20 protein-coding genes are annotated in these 23,916 nt (G+C 61.9%); 5 read left to right on the forward strand and 15 right to left on the reverse strand.

The window, feature by feature from the left end; genetic code table 11:
* The first annotated feature begins 128 nt into the window (after positions 1–128).
* Positions 129–1,124 carry a 2,3,4,5-tetrahydropyridine-2,6-dicarboxylate N-succinyltransferase gene (gene dapD, locus LA343_RS09540; RefSeq protein ID WP_025403103.1) on the forward strand — a complete coding sequence of 332 codons (996 nt, stop codon included), beginning with the start codon at positions 129–131 and terminating at the stop codon, positions 1,122–1,124.
* A 156-nt stretch (positions 1,125–1,280) separates the two neighbouring features.
* On the forward strand, positions 1,281–2,243 hold the full coding sequence (locus LA343_RS09545) for a cation diffusion facilitator family transporter (RefSeq protein WP_025403104.1): 963 nt from the start codon (positions 1,281–1,283) through the stop codon (positions 2,241–2,243).
* Between the two features lie 8 nt (positions 2,244–2,251).
* On the opposite strand, the gene LA343_RS09550 is transcribed toward LA343_RS09545, so the two are convergent.
* The 11 genes from LA343_RS09550 to typA form a co-directional block, all read right to left on the reverse strand.
* A complete protein-coding gene (locus tag LA343_RS09550) occupies positions 2,252–3,385 on the reverse strand; it encodes an ABC transporter ATP-binding protein (protein WP_025403105.1) in 1,134 nt (377 codons plus the stop codon).
* Between the two features lie 36 nt (positions 3,386–3,421).
* Positions 3,422–4,780, reverse strand: coding sequence for an ABC transporter substrate-binding protein (locus LA343_RS09555; RefSeq protein ID WP_052337571.1), 1,359 nt, complete (start codon positions 4,778–4,780; stop codon positions 3,422–3,424).
* 103 nt (positions 4,781–4,883) lie between these two features.
* Entirely contained in the window at positions 4,884–5,708 is an 825-nt protein-coding gene (locus LA343_RS09560; protein WP_025403107.1) for a carbohydrate ABC transporter permease, read from the reverse strand.
* A gap of 11 nt (positions 5,709–5,719) precedes the next feature.
* On the reverse strand, positions 5,720–6,613 hold the full coding sequence (locus LA343_RS09565; protein ID WP_224208566.1) for a carbohydrate ABC transporter permease: 894 nt from the start codon (positions 6,611–6,613) through the stop codon (positions 5,720–5,722).
* A 258-nt stretch (positions 6,614–6,871) separates the two neighbouring features.
* Positions 6,872–7,834, reverse strand: a complete 963-nt coding sequence (locus LA343_RS09570) for a pseudouridine synthase (protein ID WP_144084500.1) — start codon at positions 7,832–7,834, stop codon at positions 6,872–6,874.
* A 24-nt stretch (positions 7,835–7,858) separates the two neighbouring features.
* Complete coding sequence (dapC, locus tag LA343_RS09575) at positions 7,859–9,028, reverse strand: succinyldiaminopimelate transaminase (RefSeq protein ID WP_025403110.1); 1,170 nt, start codon at positions 9,026–9,028, stop codon at positions 7,859–7,861.
* Positions 9,029–9,032: 4 nt separating this feature from the next.
* Positions 9,033–9,353, reverse strand: coding sequence for a ferredoxin (gene fdxA, locus LA343_RS09580; protein ID WP_025403111.1), 321 nt, complete (start codon positions 9,351–9,353; stop codon positions 9,033–9,035).
* Between the two features lie 178 nt (positions 9,354–9,531).
* The gene (locus LA343_RS09585) at positions 9,532–10,032 is read right to left on the reverse strand and encodes a hypothetical protein (RefSeq protein WP_052337572.1); all 501 of its coding nucleotides are present in this window, start codon (positions 10,030–10,032) and stop codon (positions 9,532–9,534) included.
* Positions 10,033–10,099: 67 nt separating this feature from the next.
* Positions 10,100–11,068, reverse strand: a complete 969-nt coding sequence (mshB, locus tag LA343_RS09590) for an N-acetyl-1-D-myo-inositol-2-amino-2-deoxy-alpha-D-glucopyranoside deacetylase (RefSeq protein ID WP_025403113.1) — start codon at positions 11,066–11,068, stop codon at positions 10,100–10,102.
* Positions 11,065–12,972 (reverse strand): ABC transporter substrate-binding protein, encoded by a 1,908-nt coding sequence (locus LA343_RS09595; RefSeq protein WP_025403114.1) that lies wholly within the window; start codon positions 12,970–12,972, stop codon positions 11,065–11,067. The genes mshB and LA343_RS09595 overlap by 4 nt, the downstream gene beginning before the upstream one ends.
* A gap of 101 nt (positions 12,973–13,073) precedes the next feature.
* Positions 13,074–14,990 (reverse strand): translational GTPase TypA, encoded by a 1,917-nt coding sequence (gene typA, locus LA343_RS09600; RefSeq protein ID WP_025403115.1) that lies wholly within the window; start codon positions 14,988–14,990, stop codon positions 13,074–13,076.
* A gap of 540 nt (positions 14,991–15,530) precedes the next feature.
* Here typA and LA343_RS09605 point away from each other — a divergent pair.
* Positions 15,531–16,226 (forward strand): Rv1157c family protein, encoded by a 696-nt coding sequence (locus LA343_RS09605; RefSeq protein WP_025403116.1) that lies wholly within the window; start codon positions 15,531–15,533, stop codon positions 16,224–16,226.
* Positions 16,227–16,492: 266 nt separating this feature from the next.
* Entirely contained in the window at positions 16,493–17,020 is a 528-nt protein-coding gene (locus tag LA343_RS09610) for a DUF402 domain-containing protein (protein WP_025403117.1), read from the forward strand.
* 171 nt (positions 17,021–17,191) lie between these two features.
* Here the strand turns inward: LA343_RS09610 and LA343_RS11755 are convergent, their stop codons facing one another.
* The 4 genes from LA343_RS11755 to LA343_RS09625 all read right to left on the reverse strand — a co-directional run bounded on the left by LA343_RS11755 (position 17,192) and on the right by LA343_RS09625 (position 22,649).
* Positions 17,192–18,061 (reverse strand): MFS transporter, encoded by an 870-nt coding sequence (locus LA343_RS11755; protein WP_039910951.1) that lies wholly within the window; start codon positions 18,059–18,061, stop codon positions 17,192–17,194.
* Positions 18,052–18,795 carry an MFS transporter gene (locus LA343_RS11760; RefSeq protein ID WP_396021864.1) on the reverse strand — a complete coding sequence of 248 codons (744 nt, stop codon included), beginning with the start codon at positions 18,793–18,795 and terminating at the stop codon, positions 18,052–18,054. The genes LA343_RS11755 and LA343_RS11760 overlap by 10 nt, the downstream gene beginning before the upstream one ends.
* Before the next feature lie 342 nt (positions 18,796–19,137).
* Positions 19,138–20,297 (reverse strand): IS3 family transposase gene (locus LA343_RS09620; RefSeq protein ID WP_182840915.1). Its coding sequence is split into 2 segments (ribosomal slippage): positions 19,138–20,022 and positions 20,025–20,297, totalling 1,158 coding nucleotides; the frame shifts between segments, so codons are not numbered across the junction.
* Between the two features lie 1,182 nt (positions 20,298–21,479).
* Positions 21,480–22,649 (reverse strand): acyl-CoA dehydrogenase family protein, encoded by a 1,170-nt coding sequence (locus LA343_RS09625; RefSeq protein WP_025403119.1) that lies wholly within the window; start codon positions 22,647–22,649, stop codon positions 21,480–21,482.
* Between the two features lie 349 nt (positions 22,650–22,998).
* Between LA343_RS09625 and LA343_RS09630 the strand changes: the two genes are divergently transcribed.
* Positions 22,999–23,883, forward strand: a complete 885-nt coding sequence (locus LA343_RS09630) for a DUF4232 domain-containing protein (RefSeq protein WP_025403120.1) — start codon at positions 22,999–23,001, stop codon at positions 23,881–23,883.
* Positions 23,884–23,916: the final 33 nt, after the last annotated feature.

Raw genomic sequence — 23,916 nt, forward strand, 5'->3', positions numbered from 1 at the left:
CCCTTCGCGATTCCCCATGTGGAACCCCGCCGAGCCCCGCGGCTTGGTGGCGGCCACATGGGGTTTGTTTATTCTCGACGCCGCCACGTGCCGATCTTCTCCCTGCCTGTTGGGTAGACTGAACCATTATGACTGGAGCAATCGGAAATGGTTTTGCAACACTGACGAACGATGGAACCGTGCTCGATGCATGGTTCTACGACTTTGACCTGACGGACGAGGCACCCCAGGGTGGCGCCAAGGGCACCGAGCGCCTGGACGCCGGAGATGCCAACGCGGTGGATCCGCGCTTCTCCGAGCTGGCCGGCGAGGATGAGCTGCGCGGTGTGACCCGCGCGGCGATCCGCACAGTCATCGAGGATCTCGACGCCGCCCCGGAGGACACCTACGATGCCTACCTGCGCCTGCACTTGATTTCCGGGCGCAAGCTCAAGCCGCACGGCTGCAACCTGGATGGCGTGTTCGGCAAGCTGAACAATGTGGTGTGGACCAACCACGGCCCCTGCGCTGTGGAGGGCTTCGAGATCGTACGCGGCCGCCTGGAAGCCCAGCGCGGACCTGTGACCGTGTACAGCATCGACAAGTTCCCCCGCATGGTCGACTACGTGGTGCCCACCGGCGTGCGCATCGGTGACGCCGACCGCGTTCGCCTGGGCGCTCACTTGGCTGAGGGCACCACCGTGATGCACGAGGGCTTCGTGAATTTCAACGCAGGCACCCTGGGCTCCTCCATGGTGGAGGGCCGCATCTCCGGCGGCGTGGTCGTGGGCAACGGCTCCGACATCGGCGGCGGCGCGTCGATCATGGGCACCCTGTCCGGTGGCGGCAAGCAGGTCATCTCCATCGGCGAGAGCTGCCTGTTAGGCGCCAACTCCGGTGTGGGCATCTCCTTGGGCGACCACGTCACCGTGGAGGCCGGCCTGTACGTGACCTTCGGCACCAAGGTCACCGTCTACGGCATCGTTGCTGAGGAGGCCGATGTGGAGGACGGCACCGTGGTGAAGGCCGCAGAGCTGTCTGGCCACAGCAACATTCTGTTCCGCCGCAATTCCACCACCGGTGCGGTCGAGGCCGTTCCGGCCGGTCGCGCGGTCACCCTGAACGAGGATCTGCACAAGAACTAACCTCTTGTCGCTCGCGCGGCCGCGAGACACCAATCTGAAGAACCCACTCGTGCAGTGGGTTCTTTTTGTGCTTAGGGTTGCTGTACAGTCGTTATTAGAAACTTATTGAAACTGGCTGGTCGATCACCGGCTCGGTGGCGAGGAGAGCGATTACCTATGACAAAGCACAGCCATTCCCACGGCCACTCCCACAGTCACTCCCACGATCACGGCCTATCAGCCGCAGGCGCAACCGCCAAGGGTCGCAGCCGTCTCACCGCCGTGATCGTTATGACCACGGTGGTGTTCGTCGCCGAGCTCATCGGCGGCCTCGTCTCCGGTTCGTTGGCGCTGCTGGCAGACGCCGGGCACATGCTCTCCGACTCCGTTGGCCTCGTCATGGCGGGGATCGCCATGTTCATCGGCACCCACAAACCAACCCGCCGGTCCACCTACGGCTTCCGCCGCGCCGAGGTCATCGCCGCAGCGATTAACGCCATCGCCGTGGCCGCGATCGCAATCTTCATCCTCGTGGAAGCCATCGGTCGCCTCCGCAACGCGGAAGCCCCCATCAACACCCTCACGATGGGCATCATCGCCACCATCGGATTGATCTCCAACATCATCGCCGCACTACTGCTGCGCGATTCCACCGATCACTCCATGAACCTCAAGGGCGCGTACCTCCACATTCTCGCCGACCTCCTAGGGTCCGTGGCGGTCATCCTCGCCGCCGTCGTCATCGCCTTCACCGGCTGGCGCGGGGCAGACACCATTGCCTCCGTCATCATCGTGCTCATTATCATTCCGCGGGCCTACCAACTCCTCCGGGAAGCCGGGAGGGTGCTGATGGAGCAGGTCCCTGACGGCGTCGATACCGAAGCGATCCAGCGAGACATCGAGGCCCTCGATCACGTAGACCACGTCCACGATCTACATGTCTGGTCCGTCGACGGGCAACGCCTCATGGCCACCGTGCATGTCGTGTCCACCGCAGACACACTCCCCGGCTGCGGACTTCTCGACGAGGTACAACACATCTTGGGATCAACCCACCACGTCGACCACTCGACGGTTCAAATTGAACACCCCGATCACGCTCACCACGAGACCGGGGTGTGTGAACACGGCGAAAGCTAGTTGGTGAGCTAGATCCTCTCGCCGGATTCCGCATCGAAGTGATGCGTGCGAGTCGGGGTAATCCACAACGTCTCGCCGGCGTGGCGGCGCCTGCCGTTGATCATGAAGTGTTCGCGCAGCAGGCGCACCGCCAAGGTATCCCGCGTGGCAAAGCCACGGGATTCTACGGGATGACAGTACGCGTACGCCTCGCTGCCCAGCTCTTCGATCTGCTCGATCTCGACAACCAGCGCGCCGGGCGTCTCCGTACTGTGGACCTCCCAGTCCTCACTGCGAATACCCAGCTGATACTCCTTCTGCGCGGCATCGGCGCTCTGTGGCGCGAGCTGTGTGCTCATCCATTCGGGGCGGTCGCCGCCCGCGGGCATGTCGATGAAGTTCATCGTGGGTGACCCGATGAAGGAGGCGACGAAGGCGTTCGTGGGGGCGTCGTAAATCTCCTGAGGACTACCGACTTGCTGCAGCAGGCCATCTTTCATGACGGCCACCCGATCCCCCATCGTCATGGCCTCTACCTGATCGTGGGTGACGTAGACGGTGGTGGTCCCCAACCGCCGCTGTAGATTTGAGATCTGCGAGCGGGTGGAGACACGGAGCTTGGCGTCCAGGTTCGACAGCGGCTCGTCCATGCAGAACACGGCCGGGTCGCGCACGATGGCGCGGCCCATAGCCACGCGCTGGCGCTGACCACCGGAGAGCTGACCCGGCTTGCGGCCCAACAGCTCGGTGAGCTCGAGGATCTCCGCAGCCTCCTGCACCTTCTTCTTCACCTCGGGCTTGGCCATGCCGCGGTTGCGCAGGGCGAACCCCATGTTGTCCTCCACCGTCATGTTTGGGTAGAGGGCATAGTTCTGGAACACCATCGCCACGTCGCGGTCCTGCGGGGCCACACCAGTGGCATCCGCCCCACCGATAAGGATGCGACCCTCATCGGTGGGTTCCAGGCCAGCGAGCATGCGCAGCGTGGTCGACTTGCCACAGCCCGAGGGACCGACGAGCACCAAAAACTCGCCATCGGCGATCTCGAGGTTCATGGACGTCACCGCATAGTTGCGGTCTTTGCCCGACCGGCCGATCTTCTTGAGACCTTTGGGGGCGGACAAATAGATGCGGCTTGCGCCGTCGAATGTTACGGAGGCCATGGAGCGGGCCATCTCCTTTGGGTTGAACTGGGACTATTAGCCCTTGAGCTTGGGCTTGATCTGGGACTCGTAGGCCTGCTGCAGGTCGCTCTGCAGGCGGCCCATGGTGGACTCAATGTTGTCGCCATTGACCAGGATGGACTCGAACGCGCCGCCGATCTTCTGGTCCGCGCCGGGGATAAACACGCGAGCGTTATCCTGCGAGCGGGTGTGCGGCAGCTGGTCGATGGCGGTCTGGTAGTTCGGGTGCTCCTGGAGGAACTTCTTCTCCTCCGGGTCGTTGGCGGCGTTGGTGCGTACAGGCATGTAGCCAACCTCGCGGGACCAGTACGCGGTGTTGGTGTCATTGGTGATGAAGTTGATGAACTTCGCGGCGTTGACCTTGCGCTCGTCGTCGATGCCCGAGGGGATGGCCAGGCCGGCGCCACCGGTCGGGCAGCCGCCGGTGCCGTTCGGGTTGGGCAGCGGTGCGGTGCCGACGTTGAACTTGGAGTTGCCCAGGATGCCGGAGAGGTCGCCGGTGGAGGCGATGGCGGATGTGTAGAGCCCCGCGGAGAAGTCGTTGGCGATGGACTGGGAGATAGACGCGTAGCCGTCCTTGGAGACGGTGGACTTCAGCCACTCGACGGACTTGATGGTGCCCGGGGAGGTGAACTTCATGTCCCAGCCGTCGGAGTAAGCGCCGCCAAGGGTCCACATGGGGCCTTCGAAGGTCCAGGAGAGGTAATCCACTGCGTTGCCCCAGCCGTGGGCCTTGGCATCGCCTATGACGCCCTTGAGCTTGTTTGCCCATTCATCCATCTCGGGCCAGGACTCGGGGCCGCGGTCCGGCAGGCCGGCCTTCTGCCACATGTCCTTGTTGTAGTAGAACAGCGGGGTGGAGCGGGCGAACGGCATGGCGTAGTGCTTGCCGTCCAGGTTGTAGTCCTCGTAGAGGGACTTCACGAAGGTGCTGGTATCGATGCCTGCCTTCTGAGCGACATCCTCAACCGGGGTGATCTGCTTGTTCAGGGCGAAGTTGAACCACCAGACGTCCGAGAGCATCACGACGTCTGGCAGGTCACCGCCGGACAGGGCCGCGTTGAACTTCTGGGCGCACTCCTCGTAGTTCTTGCCGGCATCGACAAGATTGACCTTGAGGTCCGGGAATTCCTTCTGGAAGCGGTTGATCAGTTCTTGCTCGGTGGCCTTGGACTGGCCGGGGTGGGACGACCACCAGGTGATGGTCTTACCGTCTCCACCCTGGGTGGAGTTGGAGCCGGTTCCGGCGCAGGCGGTCAGGGCCACAGAGCTGGCTGCGGTGACGCCCGCCAGGGTCAGGAAGCTGCGGCGGTTCACAACGCGGCCGCCGAATGGGGTGCGGGAGCGCAGGGCGTACGGGTGGAAGTTGGACATTCGAGTTTCTCCGTTTCGCTGTCGGATTGTTGAGGTTGGATTTCTTCAGGTCGGATTATTGAGATTGGATTGTGGGCTCGACCAGCAGGTTTAGAACACGCGGCTACCCCTTCACTGCGCCCGTGGTCAGGCCCTTGATCATGTACTTCTGCAGGAAGATGAACAGGACGATGATCGGGAGCATGGTCAGCAACGTGGCGGCCATGACTGGCCCCCAGTTGGTCACGCCGTCGCTGTTTTGCAGCAGTGTCAGGCCGACCGGCAGTGGGGCGACCTTGTCGGTGTCCGCCATGAGGTACGGCCACAGGTACTGGTTCCATTCGTTGACCACGGTGATCACGGAGAACGCCACCAGTGTGGGCCCGGAGATTGGCAGCAGGACCTTGAACAACAACTGCATGGAGCTGGCACCATCCATGCGGGCGGCTTCGATGAGTTCCTTGGGCAGGCTCAGGAAGTGGTTGCGCATGAGGAACGTGCCGAAGGCCACGCCCGCCAACGGCACGATGATGCCCTGGAAGGTGTTGCGCCACCCCAGGTTGGAGACCAACGCGTAGTTGGAGATCTGGGTGATCTCACTGGGAACCATCAGCGCCGAGATGACGATGATGAACACCAGGTTGCGGCCGGGGAACTTCAGCACGCTCAGTGCGTAGGCGCTGACAACGCCCAGCGAGATCTTGATGACGCACAGGATCACAGTGATGATCACCGAGTTGCGGAAGTAGTGGTAGAAGGGCACGCGGTTGGTGGCGTCGTCGTAGTTCTGGACGTAGACGTCGTGCGGGTACCACGTCACCGGCTTGCTGTAGATCTCCCCGTGGGTCTTCAACGATCCGATGATCGTCCAGTACAGCGGCAGGCCGATGAGAATGAGGATGAAGATGATTCCGGCGTAGCCGACGAGCTTTTTTGACAGGTGTGGCATGGGGGCTGCTCCTACATCTTCTCGTTCTTATCCATGTACTTGACCTGCAGCAGGGTGAAGAACAGCAGAACAAGGAACAAGATGGTGGCGATGGTCGCGCCGTAGCCAGCGCGGAAGTTCACGAAGGTTTCCTGGTAGATCTGGTAGACCAGCGTGGTCGTGCCGTTGCCCTGGGGGCCTCCTCGAGTCATCACGGAGATGATGTCGAAGACCTGCACGGAGTTCAGGGTGACGGTGATGGAGAGGAAGAATGTCGAAGGGCGCAGCTGCGGCAAGATCACCTTGGTGAACTTCGCCCACCAGCCAGCGCCGTCGATTGCTGCGGCCTCGTCCAGCTCACGGTTAAGTCCCTGCAGAGCGGCGAGGTAGATCACGAAGGTGTAGCCGAGGTTCTTCCACACAAACGTGAACGTCACCATGAACAGTGCCCATTTCGGTTCGCCGTAGAAGTTGGGCGCGGTGATGCCGAACCAGCCCAGTAGGCTTTGCACCATGCCGAAGTTCGGGTCGAAGACGAACTGGAAGGCCAGGCCAATGGCTGCGCCGGAAATCGCAAAGGGTGCGAAAGCAATGGAGCGGGCGAAGTTTCGACCGCGCAGCTTTTGATCCAAGATCAGGGCGAGGAGTAGACCCAGAACCATGGATCCCACCACTGCGGCACCCGTGAATACGACGGTGTTGAACAGGATTGTTCCCGTGTCGTCGCGGGTGAACCATTCCTTGTAATTCGCCCAGCCCACGAAGGTGGCCAAGGGGGAGGAAATATTCCAGTCGAAGAAGGACAACCGGATGTTGTCGATCAGCGGCCGGTAGGTGAAGATGACCAGCAGGATCAGGTTCGGGGCAAGAAGGCCGATGGCCAGGAGGGCCTCGCGGCGCTTAGCTGCGCTAGCTTTCTTTCGCAGGCGAGCCACGTCGTTCACGTTGGACTGCGCCTTGTGTCCTGCTGTACGGGTGGCATCTGGGCGGCCATCAGGGCTGGTCAAGCCACTGGTCGGCGGGCCAGAGGTGCCGTCACTGGTTTCGATCACCAGGTCAATATAGGGGGCACGTTTTACGCGGAGCTGTCCTGAAAGTAAACACTTGTGTTCGTTGGCTTAACGCAACATGACCTATGTTTTTTAAGGCACAACGATGGGATCCGTCCAACTATGTGGACAACCCTAAGAATATCGGCGAGGTAAACGGGAAATATCGAGGTGATGAACAGTTTCACTGGCGACATCCAGACGCATGGATAACTCCACGGCTCGCAATTGCAGGGGAACGTCCGGCCTCTCATCGGCCTCCATCGGGCGATAGACCGGGTATGTGTTATCTGCCACAATCGGCGCGCCCAGATGGTTCATCACCACCCGCAGCTGATGCGTATGACCAGTAGTGGGCCGCAACCGGTAAAGCCGGTAACCCTCTGTGCCCTGTGTGCTCTGTGTGCGCTGTGTGGCGTGTTCGCCACGCACCTCCGGCACCCCCGGCAACTCCGGCAGCTTCTCCACCACCGTCGTGGTCATCACCGACTTCGGAACAGCAGGGGAATTGACCACCCGGACCTGCGGATCATCTTTGATCTTCACCATGCGCAGTTTCACCGTGCGGGGCGTTCCCACGGGCAACCACGGCAAATCAGCAGCAACCGCGTGGTAGGTCTTGGCCACCTGGTGGCGCTGGAATTGCATGTGGAGGAACCGGCGCGTCTCCAGCCTGCGGGACAACACCAAGAGCCCTCCCGTCCACCGATCCAACCGATGCACCGCCACCAGGTTCGGCTCATTGCGGCGCACCCGCAACAGCGATTGCGCCGTGGCGCGCAGCAGTCCCCCATTCGGCGTGGAAGGCAGACCATGTGGCTTGTCGATCACCACGGCATCGGCGGTCTCTGCCACGAGGGGGATGTCAAGGTCCAACAGCCATTGCGGTTCCGGAGCGAGGTGAGGATGGACCCAGGCTGGCGTCGGCGATTCAAGAGGCGCACCGGGCGGCAACGCAGTACCGGCAGCGAACGGGGAATCTCCCGCGGCGGCGGCCACGTACTCACGACCGCCATCGGGCACGTGGTCGTGGAGAACGATCCTGACGGCCGAGACCCCCTGCCTCGGCTCCGGCCACCATCGCTGCAACGCGGGCACGGGGCACCAACCGCCCGGCTCGGCCTAAGCCGACGGTTCCGTCGGAGCCGTCGGAGCGGACGGATCCGCAGGAGCCAATTCAGCCAGTCGCTGCGCGGCAGCCTGAATCTTCTCATCCGTGGCGGTCAGGCCCACGCGGACGAAGTTCTGACCGGTCGGGCCGTAAAACTCACCGGGGGCAACGAGGATCCCCAGCTCCGCGAGCCGCTCTACGGTCGCGCGGCCATCGATGCCCTCAACGCCCTCGGTGGCCCACAGATACAGGCCGGCCTCGGAGTGCTCCACGGTAAAGCCCGCGTCCTCGAGGGCGTTCTTCAGGATCGTGCGACGCTTCCGATAAGTCTCCTTCTGCAAGAACTCATGATCGTCCTCGCTGAGCGCGGCGACCATCGCCTCCTGGATGGGGCCCGGGTTCATCAGGCCGGCGTGGCGGCGCACCTCCAGCAGCTCCTTGATGAGGTTCGCATCGCCGGCCAACCAGCCAGCGCGGTAGCTCGCCATGTTCGAGGACTTCGACAGGGAGTGCACGGCGATGAGGTTCGTGTAGTCGTCATCGCACACGCGCGGGTCCAGGATGGACACGGGCTCCTCGCCCTCCCAGCCGAGGGCCAGGTAGCACTCGTCGGAGACAACAATGGTCCCCCGCTCCCGCGCGAACTCCACGACCTTGCGCAGGTGATCGACACCCAGCACGCGGCCGTGGGGGTTGGCGGGCGAGTTGATGTAGATCAGCGCGGGGGTCTGCGGCCCCAGCTTGAGCAGCGAATCGCTGCGCACCACCGTGCAGCCGGCGAGCTTCGCGGAAACCTCGTAGGTCGGGTACGCGAGCTCCGGAATCACCACGGTATGCTGCTCCCCCAAGCCCAGCAGGGTGGGCAGCCACGCGATGGCTTCCTTCGTACCCACGACGGGCAGCACATCACCGGCATCGCCCGTCACCCCGAAGCGGCGACTCATCGCGCCTTTGATGGCCGCGCGCAGCGCCTCGGTGCCCTTCGTCTGCGGATACCCAGGCTCCGCGGCCGATTCGGCCAGGGCAAGCTGGATAAACGGCGCTACCGGGTCAACGGGAGTGCCGACAGACAGGTCCACGATGCCGTCCGGGTGTGCCTGCGCCTTGGCCTTTGCCCCGGCGAGGGAGTCCCACGGAAAATCGGGCAGGCGGGAGCCAGCAGAGTTGCGCTGAATCGCCACGGTATTACTCCGCCTGCGGGGGCAGTTCGGCGACGAGCGGAGCGTCGAAGTCCTGTGGGCCCAGCTTGGCGGCGCCGCCGGGGGAACCGAGGTCGTCGAAGAAGGCCGCGTTGGCGTCGTTGTACTCTTCCCACTCGTCCGGCACGTCATCTTCGTAGAAGATTGCCTCGACGGGGCACACGGGCTCGCAGGCGCCGCAGTCCACGCACTCGTCGGGGTGGATGTACAGGGAACGCTTGCCTTCGTAAATGCAGTCGACGGGGCACTCCTCAACGCATGCCCGGTCCATCACGTCCACGCAGGGCTGCGCAATCGTGTAGGTCATTGGAAGTCTCTCCTACTTTGTACACACGTGGGGCAAAGATTGTTCTGGGCGCGATGTCCAGGTCGTCGGTCTTTGCCGTGTGGTTGTCGTTGTTGTTGGTCGGTCTAGTCTGCGGTTAGTTCTATTACTAGCTCTACTAGCTCGATCTCCGAACTAGATCTTAGCCCACTTCCTGCTGCTATCCGGCACTGCCTCCGCCGCGTTTGTGCTGCGTCTCCGGCGTCGGTAGCCGCATGAGCAGTGGCCACGCCGCGCCGAGGGCTCCGGCGATCATAAGCAGCATGGACCACAACGTGCCCGGCAGCAACGTGTCACCGCCGAACGGAAGGTTCGGCCATGCGCCGACCAGCACGTATCCCAGGACCCACACGATGGCGGGGATGCCTGCGATGGTGCGGTTGTCGGTCCACAGCAGCGCGGTTTTGGTGATGACGGCGTTGAACCAGGGCGCGAAGATGATCGGCCACGGTAGCGGGTAGGTGGTGTCACCCACGGTGATGCGTGTGCCGATGTACAGCACAGATATGAACAGGCCGAAGAGCGCGCCGATGCTGAGCCAGACGATCCCGGAGATGCGCTCAGCGCGGGTGGTGTCTTTGCGCACCTGGGATTTGTTGGGGTTTCCCCAGTCTGGCTCGTCCGCCACGACGAACTCGCTCTTCGACTTTTTCGCGTTCACTCTTCACACTCTATCGTTTATAGACCGATCGGTTCACATTGGGTTGGTGGGGCCTAGGCTCGCCGGGCTAGCTCCACGCTGTTGCGGCGTAGTTATCGTCGACGCCACCAGCCGTGTACCCCACCGTATAGCTCTCGGTATCCAGCAGTGGCTGGGCGATGAGGTTCGACAGGGCATACAGCACCGGTTCGTGGTCTCGACTCTCCGGGTTGACATCGCTGGACGATCCATCCGCAACCCAGATCTGCGTGGCGTGGGCGCGCATGGCGGCCTGCTTCGCTGCGACATCCCGCTCGGTGCCGTGCACCACGAAGTCCACGTCGCTGCTGTCCACGGCCGCAATGTCGCCCTCCTCCGGCCAGCGCCAGCCCGCGGGAGCTTCGGAGCCACGCGCGGTGGCGAGCACCTCATCCACCCGCTGCTTCTCCGTGACACACCAGATGATTTGCTTCGGCGCGGCCGGGTTGTTGGTTGCAGCCATCTTCTCCACAGCGGCGTGGGTGATCTGGTGGGCCCGAATATGATCTGGGTGGCCGTACCCGCCGTCCGGTCCGTAGGTGGCGACCACATCTGGTTGGATGTGTTCGATGACGGCGATGAGCTGGTCGATCTGCTCCTGCCGGTTGTCCTCGCGATCCGGGTTGGAGAAGGCATCCTCCCGGGCGATGCTCGGAGTGCCGGCCATTCCGGAGTCTCGCCAGCGCCCCACTCCCCCGAGGAAGTGTGGCCCGTGCGGGGTGCCGTTGTTGACGCCCAGCTCGTTGACACCCAGCGCGGCGAGCGCTTCCCGCAGCTCGCTAATGCGGTAACCGCCAAGCATTCCGGTTCCGCGCGGGTTCTGATCGGGGTCCACGAGGTTCTGGTATTTCTCACCGATGACCTCCCCTTCCTCGCCCATGGTGCAGGTGAGAACGTGAACGTCTGCCCCCATCCGCGCGGCCTTGGTGAGCATCAGCCCGTTGAAGAGCGTTTCATCGTCTGGGTGTGCGTGCACGGCTAGCAGGCGCGGTGTTGACGCTGCCTCCTGTGATGTCACTTCTTCTTTCCTCCTTCAGTGCTGGTTGCGGTAGTCGCTTCTGTGCTGGTTTCGGTGCTCGTTGCGGTAGTCGCCTCTGTACTCTCCGACGGGCTGGCCGTCTCGTTGCTATCGCCGTTCGCGTTCTGCCCCGGCTTGGCGGTGAGTGTCCACGTCGGCGCGCTGATGAGGATGCCGCTGTCGTCATCCGTCGGCCAACTGTTCAGCCTCTCACTCGGGCCGGAGAGCAGGTCGAGCGCAGCGAAGGCCGCACTGTCCGGCAGGATCGGCAGCACGGTGGATTGCCGTGCGATCGCCGCGTTGAGCTCCTCCTTGGCGTCGTTGAGGCTCTCGTCGCCGCGGGTAAGCTTGCCGATGATGGAGTCGATCTCGGTGCTGCAGATCGATCCGAGGTTGCCACCCTGCGGTCGGGTCTTGTCGTCCGACGCCACCCCACTGTCCCCTGCCTCGGCCGTGGATGTGGGCTTGTTCGTCTCTGATGCACTAGTGGTTTTTGCGTCTCTAGCGTCCTTGGAGCTGTCGGTGGAGGTCGCGGCGGAGCAGCTGAACTGGTCCATGTACTTCGACACCGAATCGGCGCTATCTTGCCACGTCACCACGCCGTCCACTTCACCCTTGGGAAGCTGGGTGCCAAACAGGTCGTTGGGCTCGGCGGTGCGTACAACCGTTGCTACTCCTGCGCGGTTGAGCTGGTCTGCAGCGGTGCGCGCGGCAATGATGGCGGTCTGGTCATCGTTGGGAGCGGCGAGAATCAGCGGGTCATCGCTGTTGGTCGTACCCGCGCTGCTGGTGCGGGATTCGCTTTCCCCGTCGCCGGTAGGCATCACGTTCCATGAGGGCGCCTTAATGGAGTTCGATCCCTCCACGATTTCGCCAATGATGTTTCGGTTGAGCACGTCGAGCACGCGCTGCCGGGCCTGCCTGTTCGACATGCGGGAGCTGGCCTGGTTGAGCACCACGTTGAGCTGCACCTCGCGTGCCGTGGTGCGGGTGCGGATCTTATCGAGCTGGGAGAAGATGAGGTCCGTCGTGGCGCTGGGTCGGGTGCGATAAGCCTGAATCTGCTCGGTGCGCAGCATCTGAGCGCCCATGGAGTTATTCGCCACGGTGGTAAAGCGCAGAACGTCAGTCTTGGCGGGCTGGCGGCCCCAGTAGCGATCGTTGCGCTGCAGTTCCACGATGCCGCGCCCCTCGTTAACACTCTTCACCGCATAGGCGCCCGCGGATGCGGCGGAATTGCCCTGCATCATAGAGGCGAAGTTCTGCCCCTCCGCGCGGTAGATGTGGCTGGGTAGAAGGTGCTGGAACAGGTCCTTCCACGGTGTGAAGGGCTCATCGAGATGCACCACGATCTGGCCGGCCTTGTCGCCATCAGTAATGGAGACAATGTGGGAGTAGACATTCTTACCGGCGGCGGTCGGCTCCTTGGAGATGACCTCGGCCAGGTACTGGAAATCCGAGATGGTGATCGGGGTGCCATCCGACCACTGCGCCGCGGGGTTCAGCGTGTAGGTGACCTCCGTGGGCGCCGAATCGTCGTCGGTTTTCACGTCCGTGATGAAGTTGCTGTCCAGGGTCTTGCCCTGAGAGCCGGAGATGAACACACTGGGAAGCGTGAGATCCGCGATGGCGGCGACCACGGGGTCGTGGTTGCCGACCACGTGCGGGTTGAGGTTCGTGGTGAACGGATCCACGCCCACCGTGATTTCGCGCAGGGCCTTCGCCGGAGGCTGCGTCACAGGGGCATCAGTCTGGGTCGTCGATGCCGGATCGACGGCGGGCGGATCGGCTGGGTTGGCCTGGCACGCCGCGAGCACCATCACCGAGCCGAGGGCCAGGGCGGCCGCTGGTGGCGTCGAACGACCATGATCTCTACCAGACAAGAACCGACGTCCGATGACCATGGGCGAACCTCCAACACGGCGCCATTGCGGGGCGCCACACTTTGCGACTAACTATCGGGCGAACGTCGCGGGAAGGAGCGCACGGCGCTCTCTTCAAGCGCTTACGCGTTGTTGTTGCGCTGCTTCTCGCGGGAACGGGCGCGGGCGCGCTCCGTCGCATTCAGAATAACCTTACGCACACGAACGACATCGGGGGTAACCTCCACGCATTCGTCGCCGCCACAGAACTCCATGGCCTCCTCGAGGGTGAGGTTGCGGGCCTTGGCGAGGGTCACGGTGGCGTCCGCGGTAGCGGAGCGCATGTTGGTGAGCTTCTTTTCCTTCGTGATGTTGATGTCCATGTCTTCATCACGGTTGTTCGCACCCACGACCATGCCCTCGTAGGCCTCAGCACCGGGCTCCACGAAGAAGGTGCCGCGGTCTGCCAGCTGCATGAGGGCGTAAGCGGTGATCTGGCCGGAACGGTCAGCCACGAGGGAGCCGGTCGCGCGGTCCTTGATCTCACCAGCCCACGGCTCGTAGCCCGCGGAGTAGCTGTTGGCGATGCCGGTGCCGCGCGTTTCGGTCATGAACACGGTGCGGAAGCCGATAAGGCCACGGGCGGGCACCACGAAGCGCATGCGGATCCAGCCGGAACCGGTGTTGTCCATGCCCTCCATGCGGCCCTTTCGGGCGGCCATGAGCTGGGTGATTGCGCCGAGGTGCTCTTCCGGAACGTCGATAATCATGTTCTCGAAAGGCTCCTGGAGCACGCCGTCGACGGTGCGGGTGACCACCTGGGGCTTGCCCACGGTGAGCTCGAAGCCTTCGCGGCGCATGGTCTCCACCAGCACGGACAGCGCCATCTCGCCGCGACCCTGGACTTCCCAGGCATCCGGGCGGTCAGTGGGCAGCACGCGCAGGGACACGTTACCGATGAGCTCCTGGTCCAGGCGGGCCTTGACCATGCGGGCGGTGAGCTTGTCGCCGCCGCCACGGCCTGCCATCGGGGAGGTGTTCACGCCGATAGTCATGGAGATCGCGGGCTCGTCCACGGTGATGCGCGGCAGGGCGACGGGGTTCTCCGGGTCGGCGAGGGTGTCGCCGATCATGATGTCGTCAATGCCGGAAATCGCGGCGATGTCACCGGCGATGACTTCCTCGGCGGGCACGCGGGTCACGCCCACGGTGCGCAGCAGCTCGGCGATTTTGGCGGTCTTGGTGTGCATCACGCCGTCTTCGTCGTAGTGCAGCCAGGCGACCTGCTGGCCCTTGCGCAGCTTGCCCGCGTGGATGCGGACCAGGGCGATGCGGCCCAGGAAGGAAGAGGAGTCCAGGTTGGTGACGTGCGCCTGCAGCGGGCCATCCACGTCGGCGGAGGGCTCGGGCAGAACCTCGTAGAGCACGTCGAACAGCGGCTGGAGGTCCTCGGAATCGGGCACGTTGCCGTTGCCGGGGTTCTCGGTGGATGCCTTGCCCTCGCGGCCCGAGGTGTACAGCACGGGCAGGTCGAGCAGCTGCTCGGCGGCCTCGGCAGCTTCGTCATCCTCCAGAGTGGAGGCAAGTTCCAGCAGGAGGTCCTGGGATTCTTCCACAACCTCGTCGATGCGGGCATCGGGGCGGTCGGTCTTGTTCACGCAAATGATCACGGGCATCTTGGCGGCGAGCGCCTTGCCGAGCACGAAGCGAGTCTGCGGCAGCGGGCCTTCGGAGGCGTCGACGAGCAGCACCACACCATCGACCATGGACAGGGCGCGCTCCACCTCACCGCCGAAGTCGGCGTGGCCGGGGGTGTCGATGACGTTGATGATGAGATCCTGGCCGTCCTTGCCCTGACCCTTGCGGCGGATGGCGGTGTTCTTGGCGAGGATGGTGATGCCCTTTTCCTTCTCCAGGTCACCGGAGTCCATCACGCGCTCTTCAACCTCGCCGTGGGAGGAGAATGCGCCGGATTGGTGCAGCATGGCATCCACGAGGGTGGTTTTGCCGTGGTCAACGTGCGCGACGATGGCGACATTGCGGAATTCAGTCAAGGACACAGATCAAATACTTTCGTGTTGTTTCTACTTGCGGGGTGGGGTGTCGCTGGTGCGGTATTCGCCGAAGCTCTCTTGTGTTCGACGCCCCTACGTACGCCCCGGCACACTGCCATTCGTGGGGTGCCGACGGGGTGCTGGGTGTAAAGCCAGCGTCGCGGCGTGGGCCTTGTTACCGGTCATCCCCTCGCCTGTGCTGGCGGGACGCGACACCTACCCATACCGTTACTTAGGCTACTCCCTTCGCGCATCTTTTCGCATCCGGGTGACATAGGGGGAAGGCGGGGGGATCCTTGTTGGAGGGGTTTCACGGTTTCTTTTTTGGTTTGTTCTGCGTACCAAAGAAAAACTGCTATTGTTAGCAAAAGCTGCATATAGCGTGACAAATGTTACGTATGTGACTAATGTGACTGGCGAGTTTGCCAGTTCGAGTGATTCATAGCGAACTCACTGACGTTTCCCACCGTTCTTCACCGTCCAGCTCACTGTGCCCTTGGGTGGGGCATCATTGCCGGACACACATTTTTCTCGAAAGGCTCCCCCGTGGCTATCTCCCGTCGTTCCTCCCGAGTGGTCGCCGCCATTAGCGCTGCCTGTGCACTGGCTGTGCCGACTGTCGTCGTCCCCACCACCGCAAGTGCCCAGGTTCCCGTCCAGAGCCCGGTTGACCAACTGGGTCGCCCGGCACCTTTCGTGCTCGACCAGATCGAAACCTTCGCCAACAACCCGCAGCTGCCGGAGAAGGTTCGCTCCTCCCTGCTGCGCGTGGTGAGCTTCTTCCGCGGAGACGGAAAGCCCGGCGTGCCGATCCCGCAGAACGGCCCCGCTTTCACCCAGTTCGGCTGGCCCACCATCGCCGGCCAGTGCATTGCTGGCAAGAACAACTCCATCGGCACCGCAGCTGCCGTTCCCGGCCCGGCTCCGCTGCCACTGCCCGGCATCAAAGCCGGCGAAGTGAACTTCGTCTTCACCGCACTGGGGACCGGCAAGGTAGCCCCGCAGCAGCACACCGCCATGAATGTTCACTGGATCAACATCAACACCGGCAAGATCGGCCACACCCCGCTGGGCTTCAACGGTCTTAACCCGGACGGCCCCGCTACCATCAACGGTACCGCCGACACCGGCCGTGGCACCGTCATCGCCCTGCTGGAAGGCGGCGTGAGCACCGACGAGGGCCAAGCCGGCGTTGCTAACTGCAACTACGCCCCCACCGCGGCTCTCATCCAAGTTCCGTAAATCAGCTCGGCAAACCACTTCGGCGCCACGAACCACCAAGAACCACCAAGAACCACGCACGACGCGGGCCATACTCAACTCCTGCAGCGCGACAACGCGCTGAGGGCTGGATGGGCCGCGTTTTGACTTTTCCAAGCCCCTTTTCTTCCCCGCCCTTGCCCACGCCCGTACCCGTCACTGCACTCGGTCAAGTATGTGCGTGGGGTTCGGCGTCGAATATGAGGATCGGCACGAAACCCTACGAGAAAGCGAGCGAGTGATACGCCATGGCTGACCTCCACCCCGTCAAAGAAGAGACATTCGCCATCTCTGAGATGACAAACATCGACCCCAAGGGATTCACACGGGAGGTGGATATCTACCGTGTGATTCCCACGCCGCGCGGTGATGTGCTGTACATGGCTCGCACCACTCCCGGGCACCCGCGATTCCACTACCTCGAATCGTGGCTGATCCCCCACCTGGCAATCCGCGTGAATAAGTTCCACTTTTTCGAGGGCATCTCCCCCACGCAGGACCTCTACATCGATATCGCACTCATCGATAACTCGGATGCTGACGTGTGGCACACGAAGGACATCTACATCGACGTGGTGACACATCATGGCTCGCGGATTCAGATGCTGGATCTCGATGAGCTGGGTGAGGCGATCTCGGCCGGTGTGGTGGCGTTGGACGATGTGCACGCCGGATTGACCTCGGCGCAGCGTGTGATGGATGGCATTTACCTGCACGGCAGCGCGAGGATGTGGCTGGAGCAGGAGGGAGTGCAGCTGCACTCTGAGGTGAAGTAGGGCTGGCGGGGGCAGCGGCGGGGGCTAGGAGACGGCTGAGCGTTAGCGAACTAAAAGAGGCGGGGCAGGAAATCTATCTTCCTGCCCCGCATCTGCCTGTTTGGGCTTTCGCTCGCGTGGGCTCAGCAGATTGCTAGCAAACTGCGAGCTAAGCTGCGCCAAACTTACAAGCTACTTGCTGGCCTTCTTGTCAGCGTCATCAGTGCTGTCGGCGCTGTCAGCGCTGTCCTTGATTTCGTTGTTGATCTCTGGGCCAGCGGAACGGCGAACCATCAGGGCACCAAGCAGACCAATGGCGAGGCACACGACGGCAGCGTAGAGAGATACCTTCGTAGCTTCAGCGAAGATCTTCGCCAGCGGTGCGACCACCTCAGCTGGTGCGCCTTGATCACGAAGTCCCACGATCACACCACCGGCGGATTCTCGAACAGCCTTGGCGAGCTCGGCTTCGCGGCCAACAAAGTCAGCGGACTTCCAGGCCAACGCAGCGGACAAGGTTGCACCGGCCATCGCTGCACCCAGAGCGGAACCGATCTGGCGAACGGTGGACTGGGTAGCGGAAGCCTGGCCAGATTGTTCGACTGGGATATCGCCCAGGACCAGCGAGGTCAGCTTTGCGGAAGCCAAACCAAGGCCGGTGCCGTAGATAACCAGCGCTACGACAACAAGCCACAGCGGCTGGCCAACGCGTTCCTCTGCCGCCAGCTGGAGAGTACCGAATACCTCGAGGCCCAAGCCGACGAGCACCACGCCCGGAGCGCCAATCTTCGCAGCGAGGTGGCGGGCGGAAGCACCGGAGAAGAACGCGCCGATAGCCATTGCGGCAAGCACCAGACCCGTGGCGACGGTCGAGAGGCCGACGGAGGAGACGAGGTACAGCGGAATGACGAACACGAGAGCAAACTCGCCAACGGCCACCATGAGGGCGGTGAGGTTACCCCAGGTGAAGGTGGGGTAACGGAACATCGAAAGGTCCAGCAGCACAGCGTCCTTGGCGCGACGGCGTCCGAGCTCAGTGACGATGAAGCCGGTCAGAGACACGGCCGCGATAATGAGTGCGATGCCTGCCGGGAAACCCAGTTGGCGGGCCAGTGCAGGGAGCCCAAGTGGAAGTCCTGCAGGGGCTTCCACCAACCGAGCTTGGGTCCTTCAATGATGCCGAACACGAGGGTACCGAAGCCGATTGCGGACAGCAGGAATCCGAAGAAATCCCCACCGTCGGGGGCGCCTGCACCAGGGCCAGATTCAGACTTAGCGGAGGTGTCGGGGACGAGGGCCAGGGTGAAGAAGATCAGGCCAATGCCGAGTGGGACGTTGACCCAGAAGATCCACTCCCAGCCCGCATATTCGGTCAGCACACCACCGAGCAGTGGGCCGATAGCGGCCGCACCACTCATCACAGCACCCCACACACCGAAGGCCGCTGCGCGATCCTTGCCTCGGAAGACGGCGTTCGTGGTGGACAGCGTCGAGGGCAGAATGCAGGCACCGCCGACGCCCTGAACGACGCGGGCGATGATCAGTGAGCTTGCCGAATCAGATAGAGCCGCCAGGACGGAACCGGTACTGAAGATTGCCAGACCGGCGAGGAAGAACTTCCTGCGCCCGAAGCGGTCGCCCATGCGCCCGGCGGTGAGCAGAAGTGCCGCGAAGACGACTGAGTAGAGGCTGGTTACCCACTGTGCTTCCGAAAGGTCAAGATTGAGCTTCCGGATGATGGTCGGCATGGATACGCCGACGATCGTGCCGTCCAAGATGATGAGTGCCAAACCCACCGCGAGAACAACGAGCGCTTTCCAACGTTTCGGTGATTGGGCGAATTTCTCGCTCTCTTCTTTAGCATCGTCATAAGCTCCGATTGTAGGACGATTACATTGGTCATGCTTGGCAGAAGAAACTTTTTCGGAATACATAGCACCGTTTATCCGTGTCCATCTGCACTGTTTCGGGCCTACCGGCTGTAAGAAGGTGTTAAGCCAGTGTTAAGGGGCGCGAATGAGTGCTCATTTGATGTCGTCTAGAACTGCCCGTGTGGTCCTCGATTAGCCTGTAGCGCGGGTGGGGTCCACGGGTGAGGGGACTGCTGAAGGTTTGGTTGACAGTTTTCCTTCTGGTTTTTAGGCCGCGATTGATACGGCTGGTTTCATGATTGTTTCGTATTCGATGGGTGTCAACTTCCCCAGCGCTCGCTGGCGTCTTTTCCTGTGATAAGTCCGTTCGATCCAGTGGGTGATCGCTGCTGACAGCTCACGCCGGCTCGCCCAGGATTTGCGGTCAAGGACATTCTTTTGCACGAGGGCGAAGAAAGATTCCATTGCGGCGTTATCCCCACACGCTCCGACTCTGCCCATCGATCCCTTCGCACCGAAGGCTTTCAACGCGGCACGGAATTTCCTGGATCGGAATTGCGAGCCTCGATCCGAGTGAACAATCACGCCCTTGGGCTCACCGCGCTTCCTCATTGCGTCCTCGAGTGCCGCCACCGCGAGGTGTGATTTCATCCGCGCGCTAGTCGCATAGCCAACGATTGTGCGTGAACACAGGTCCTTGATCACGCATAGATACAGTTTCCCCTCCCTCGTCCAGTGCTCAGTGATATCCGTGACCCAGGCCGTGTTTGGCGTATCGGCGTGGAAGCGGCGTTGGAGCAAATCATCATGAACCGGAGCACCCGACTTCCTCCCACGCGGCTTTCGCCGAGCAATGACAGAAAACGCCTGGATCTTCGAGCACAAGCGCCATACGCGCCGCTCGGAAATCTTCACGCCTTGCCCGTGAAGCTCATCAGCAATGAACCGGTAGCCAAACTCTGGATCATCAGCGTGGATCTGGCGAATCTTGGCAATGATTTCCTCGTCTTGGGCTTGCCTTCCTGAAACAGGGCTGGCCAGCCATTTGTAGAAAGCTTGGCGAGAAAACTTCAATACCCGAGCCGCGATCGTCAGGGTTGCCTTGCCCTGAGCGATCAGCGCTTCCACGGTCGGGAAGATCCTTTTGGGCGAATTGCCTCCTGGCTCAAGTAGGCTGCTGCGGCGCGCAGGACTTCGTTTTCCATCTCTAGCTCACGAATCCGCTTCAAAGCAGCGCTCATCTCCTTGGCGACCTCCGGATCACTTGACGGGCTCATCCCGTGAGCCTGTAGGCGGGCGTCAGTGACCCATTTCTGTAACGAGGACCGTGAGACACCCAGATCGGCACACACTTGTCGGCGGCTCATCCCTGATTCAACCAGCGCGACCGCGTCAGCCTTGAACTGCTCGTTGTAGATCTTCGGCATGTCAACATCCTTTCGTGCTCCACACCTGTGAAGCAACCCTGGTGTCAACCAAACCTTCAGCAGTCCCGAGGGTGCAACGTTTCTTGAGTGGCAATCGGTCGAGTTGCCATCTCCTCTTCCGGCCTAGGTATAGGGCGGGATGCGCTGCTTTGCCGTACCGAAAAACAACCTGGGCCGCTTCTCTGGTTGTACTCATCTTCGGACTGTAAGAACGTCTAGGCCCCATGAACGCAAAGTCCTACTTCGCGGTCCATCTATACATTGAGAAAATCGCAGCCGAGATGACCCCTATGGGCATTCCCTAAAAGGCAACGCCCCGCGCTCAATCGAGAAAGTGACGATGGACTACAACACACCCCAAGACGGATTTACCTCTACGCCGATGCGACCGGAGACCTCGACTATGACGGATCGCCCAACCCACAAGGCGGAGGAGCATCAACGTACCCCTGAGTTGGCACAGCAACATTTATCACCGAAGACCACGGAGAAGATCTGCTCAATGGACTGCACCTTCGGGCAGAGGCCACCAAAACGGAATTCACCTCCCCAAAGGATTTCCCGCTTGCTAAGACAGTAATAAAACCGGAAGTGAGATGTTTGCCGAAATCCAGCGGCAGTCCCCTCGAATCGATACAACGTTCCTCTACAAGGCCAATGCCTATCAATATGTACGTGATGCAGGCCCACTGCGTCTCTACAAGATGGCGTTCTTTCTCCACCTTTCTCCACTTGAAGGAGATCGCACTCCAAGTGTCCGAGCCCGACGACGAAGCTCTATGGGCCGTTCAGAGAAATCTAGAGGGGAAGAAGTGCACCTAGTATGCCCCCTGTATCAAACCACATCTAACCAGTACGTTCTTCCCTTGGGGCCAGCCACAACAAAACCGGCTATCCCAGCTCTCAAGCTGGGAAGTCCTTCCCTGGAGGACTTTTCGCCGGTTATGCATACATTTCTACAGGCGGCCGAAAGCCTCAGCAATGGTTAGCCCACCTCTTCGCGGTTGAGGACGCGAAACTACCTAGATGAATGGTGAAGGTACACACAGATCCAGAGCCGGTGCTGACACAGCCAACGCGCCGGGGAATGTGACACATCCCAGCGCGGCCCGTGAAACAGTCAGAGAACTATTCCAGGTAACTGTTGCGCGCAACCGCCACAACAGCCTGTAATAAAGCCTGCTATGCGAGGATCTGTCGACCCATCACCATGCGGCAGATCTGGTTGGTGCCCTCGTAGATTTGGGTGATCTTCGCGTCGCGCATCATGCGCTCGACCGGGAAGTCGCGCGTGAAGCCGTAGCCGCCGAGCAGCTGGACGGCATCGACGGTGACCTCCATAGCAACGTCCGAGGCGAACGCCTTGGAACCTGCAGCCATGAGGCCCAGCTTCTCCCCGTTCTCGGCAACGCCGCGTTCCGCGTTCGAGGCCGCGGTGTAGATCATGAGGCGTGCGGCGTCGATCTTCATCTTCATGTCAGCCAACATGAACTGGGTGTTTTGGAAGTCCGCGATGGCCTTCCCGAACTGCTTGCGCTCCTTGACGTAGGCAACGGCCTGGTCGAACGCACCCTGCGCAATGCCCAGCGCCTGAGCGCCGATGGTCGGGCGGGTGTGGTCCAGCGTAGCCAGCGCGGTCTTGAAACCGGTGCCCTCCTCGCCGATCATGCGGGACGCGGGGACGCGGCAATCCTCGAAGTACAGCTCCGCCGTGGGCGAGCCCTTGATGCCCAGCTTGTGCTCCAGGCCGCCCACGCGGAAGCCCGGGTCATCCTTGTGCACCAGGAATGCGGAAATGCCGCGGGCGCCGGCCTCCGGATCGGTCACAGCCATCACGGTGTACCAGCTCGAGCGGCCGCCGTTGGTGATGAAGCACTTGGAACCGTTGATGACCCACTCGTCGCCGTCGCGGACGGCGCGGGTTTTCATGCTGGCGGCGTCCGAGCCAGCCTCACGCTCGGTCAGGGCATAGGAGGCCATCTCGCCGTTGGCGATATCGGGCAGTACTTCCTTCTTCAGCTCCTCGGAGCCGCTGAGGATCAGGCCCATGGTGCCGAGCTTGTTCACAGCCGGGATCAGGGAGGAAGAACCACACACGCGGGCGACTTCCTCAATGACGATGACCGCAGCGAGTGAATCGCCACCCTGGCCGCCGTACTCCTCGGGAATATGCAGCGCGTTGAAGCCGTTGTCGTTGAGAGCCTTGAGCGCTTCCTCGGGGAAGCGCGAGTTCTCGTCAACATCCTTGGCATAGGGAGCGATCTCCTTTTCGGAAAGCTCGCGGATGGCCTCACGCAAAGCCACGTACTCTTCCGGCAGCTGGAAAAGATCGAAATCGGGGTTGAATCCCATGATGGTCTGTCGCCTCTTTCGTGAAAATCGGGATGAGCGGGGGTGGCGGCGGTCAAGTGTCACACAACGCTATTCGCGGGACACCTTAGAAAACCTAGGTAGCTCTGTGAATAGAACTAAACCTTCCCATAGCCTACGAGTCTAGCGAGCACAGGCCATCGAGACGATCAAAAATGCAGAACTCGTGGGTAACTCATAGAGAACTCGTCGGGAACGCGTGAGAAACCCGCTCACAACCGCGTACCAATAAGCGTGCGCAACGTAGTAGCGATCGCCGAAAACGGTCAATTTCGCGGGATCCGAGCCGGTAATCACCCAATGCGTGTGTCGAAACCGCTACCCTGAAGGCATGTCTACGCAGCGTCACCATCGCCGTCACTTTCGCTCTGGTTACTCCGGCCGCTCCGGAAACCGCAGCGGCTTCACTGAAAGCCATCGCAATGGTTTCGAGGCTCACAAGGGATCCGTCCTGTCGACCGCTTCCGGAACCGCCACGCGAGTCGGCGTGGTGGCAGCTGCCGCCATCCTCGCGGGGTCATTGGTGGCGTGTGGTGATTCGGGTCCGAACGGTTCGTCCGCCAACCAGGCTGCAAGCACCGCGTCAAACGCTGCCGATAAGATCACAACCGCCTCGGCCGCACCGGGTGACGACACCTCGAGCGACAAGAACACCGATTCACCTTCCCCGACCTTGGGATCCTCGGCGCGCCCCTCCGACAAGGAACAGAACGGCAATAACGGCGGCAGTGACGGCGGCAACTCCGGCAACGCCCCACGTAACCCCGGATCCAGCTCCCGCCAGGACAACACCTCCGTGAACTTTTGCACCACCCGCGACCTCAAGGTCACCTCCGACCAGCCGAACGGCGCGGCGGGCTCACTGAACCTCGACATCGTCTTCGCCAACACCTCCAAGTCCACCTGTAAGATGCGCGGCTTCCCCGGGGTTTCCATGGTCACGGGTGGTGATGGCACCCAGCTTGGCGAACCCGCCCAGCGAGAGCTCGGCCAGGAGGTTGAGACCATCACTCTCAAACCCGGCCAGACCGCCTACTCTTCCGTTCGCATCACTAAGACCGGCCCCATGGACCCTTCCACCTGCAAGCCACGCAAGGGCGATGGCCTGCGCATTTACCCACCGGAGGACACCAAGGCTGCATTCGTCCGCCTGGATAACGTTCGCGGTTGCGAGGGCAGTGCCACCTACATGACCGTGCAGCCAGTTCGCGGTTAGGCCCCGCGCCCGACCCCTATCGCTTCCTCACGC

The sequence above is a fragment of the Corynebacterium falsenii genome, from assembly GCF_020099275.1.
Lineage (GTDB): Bacteria > Actinomycetota > Actinomycetes > Mycobacteriales > Mycobacteriaceae > Corynebacterium > Corynebacterium falsenii.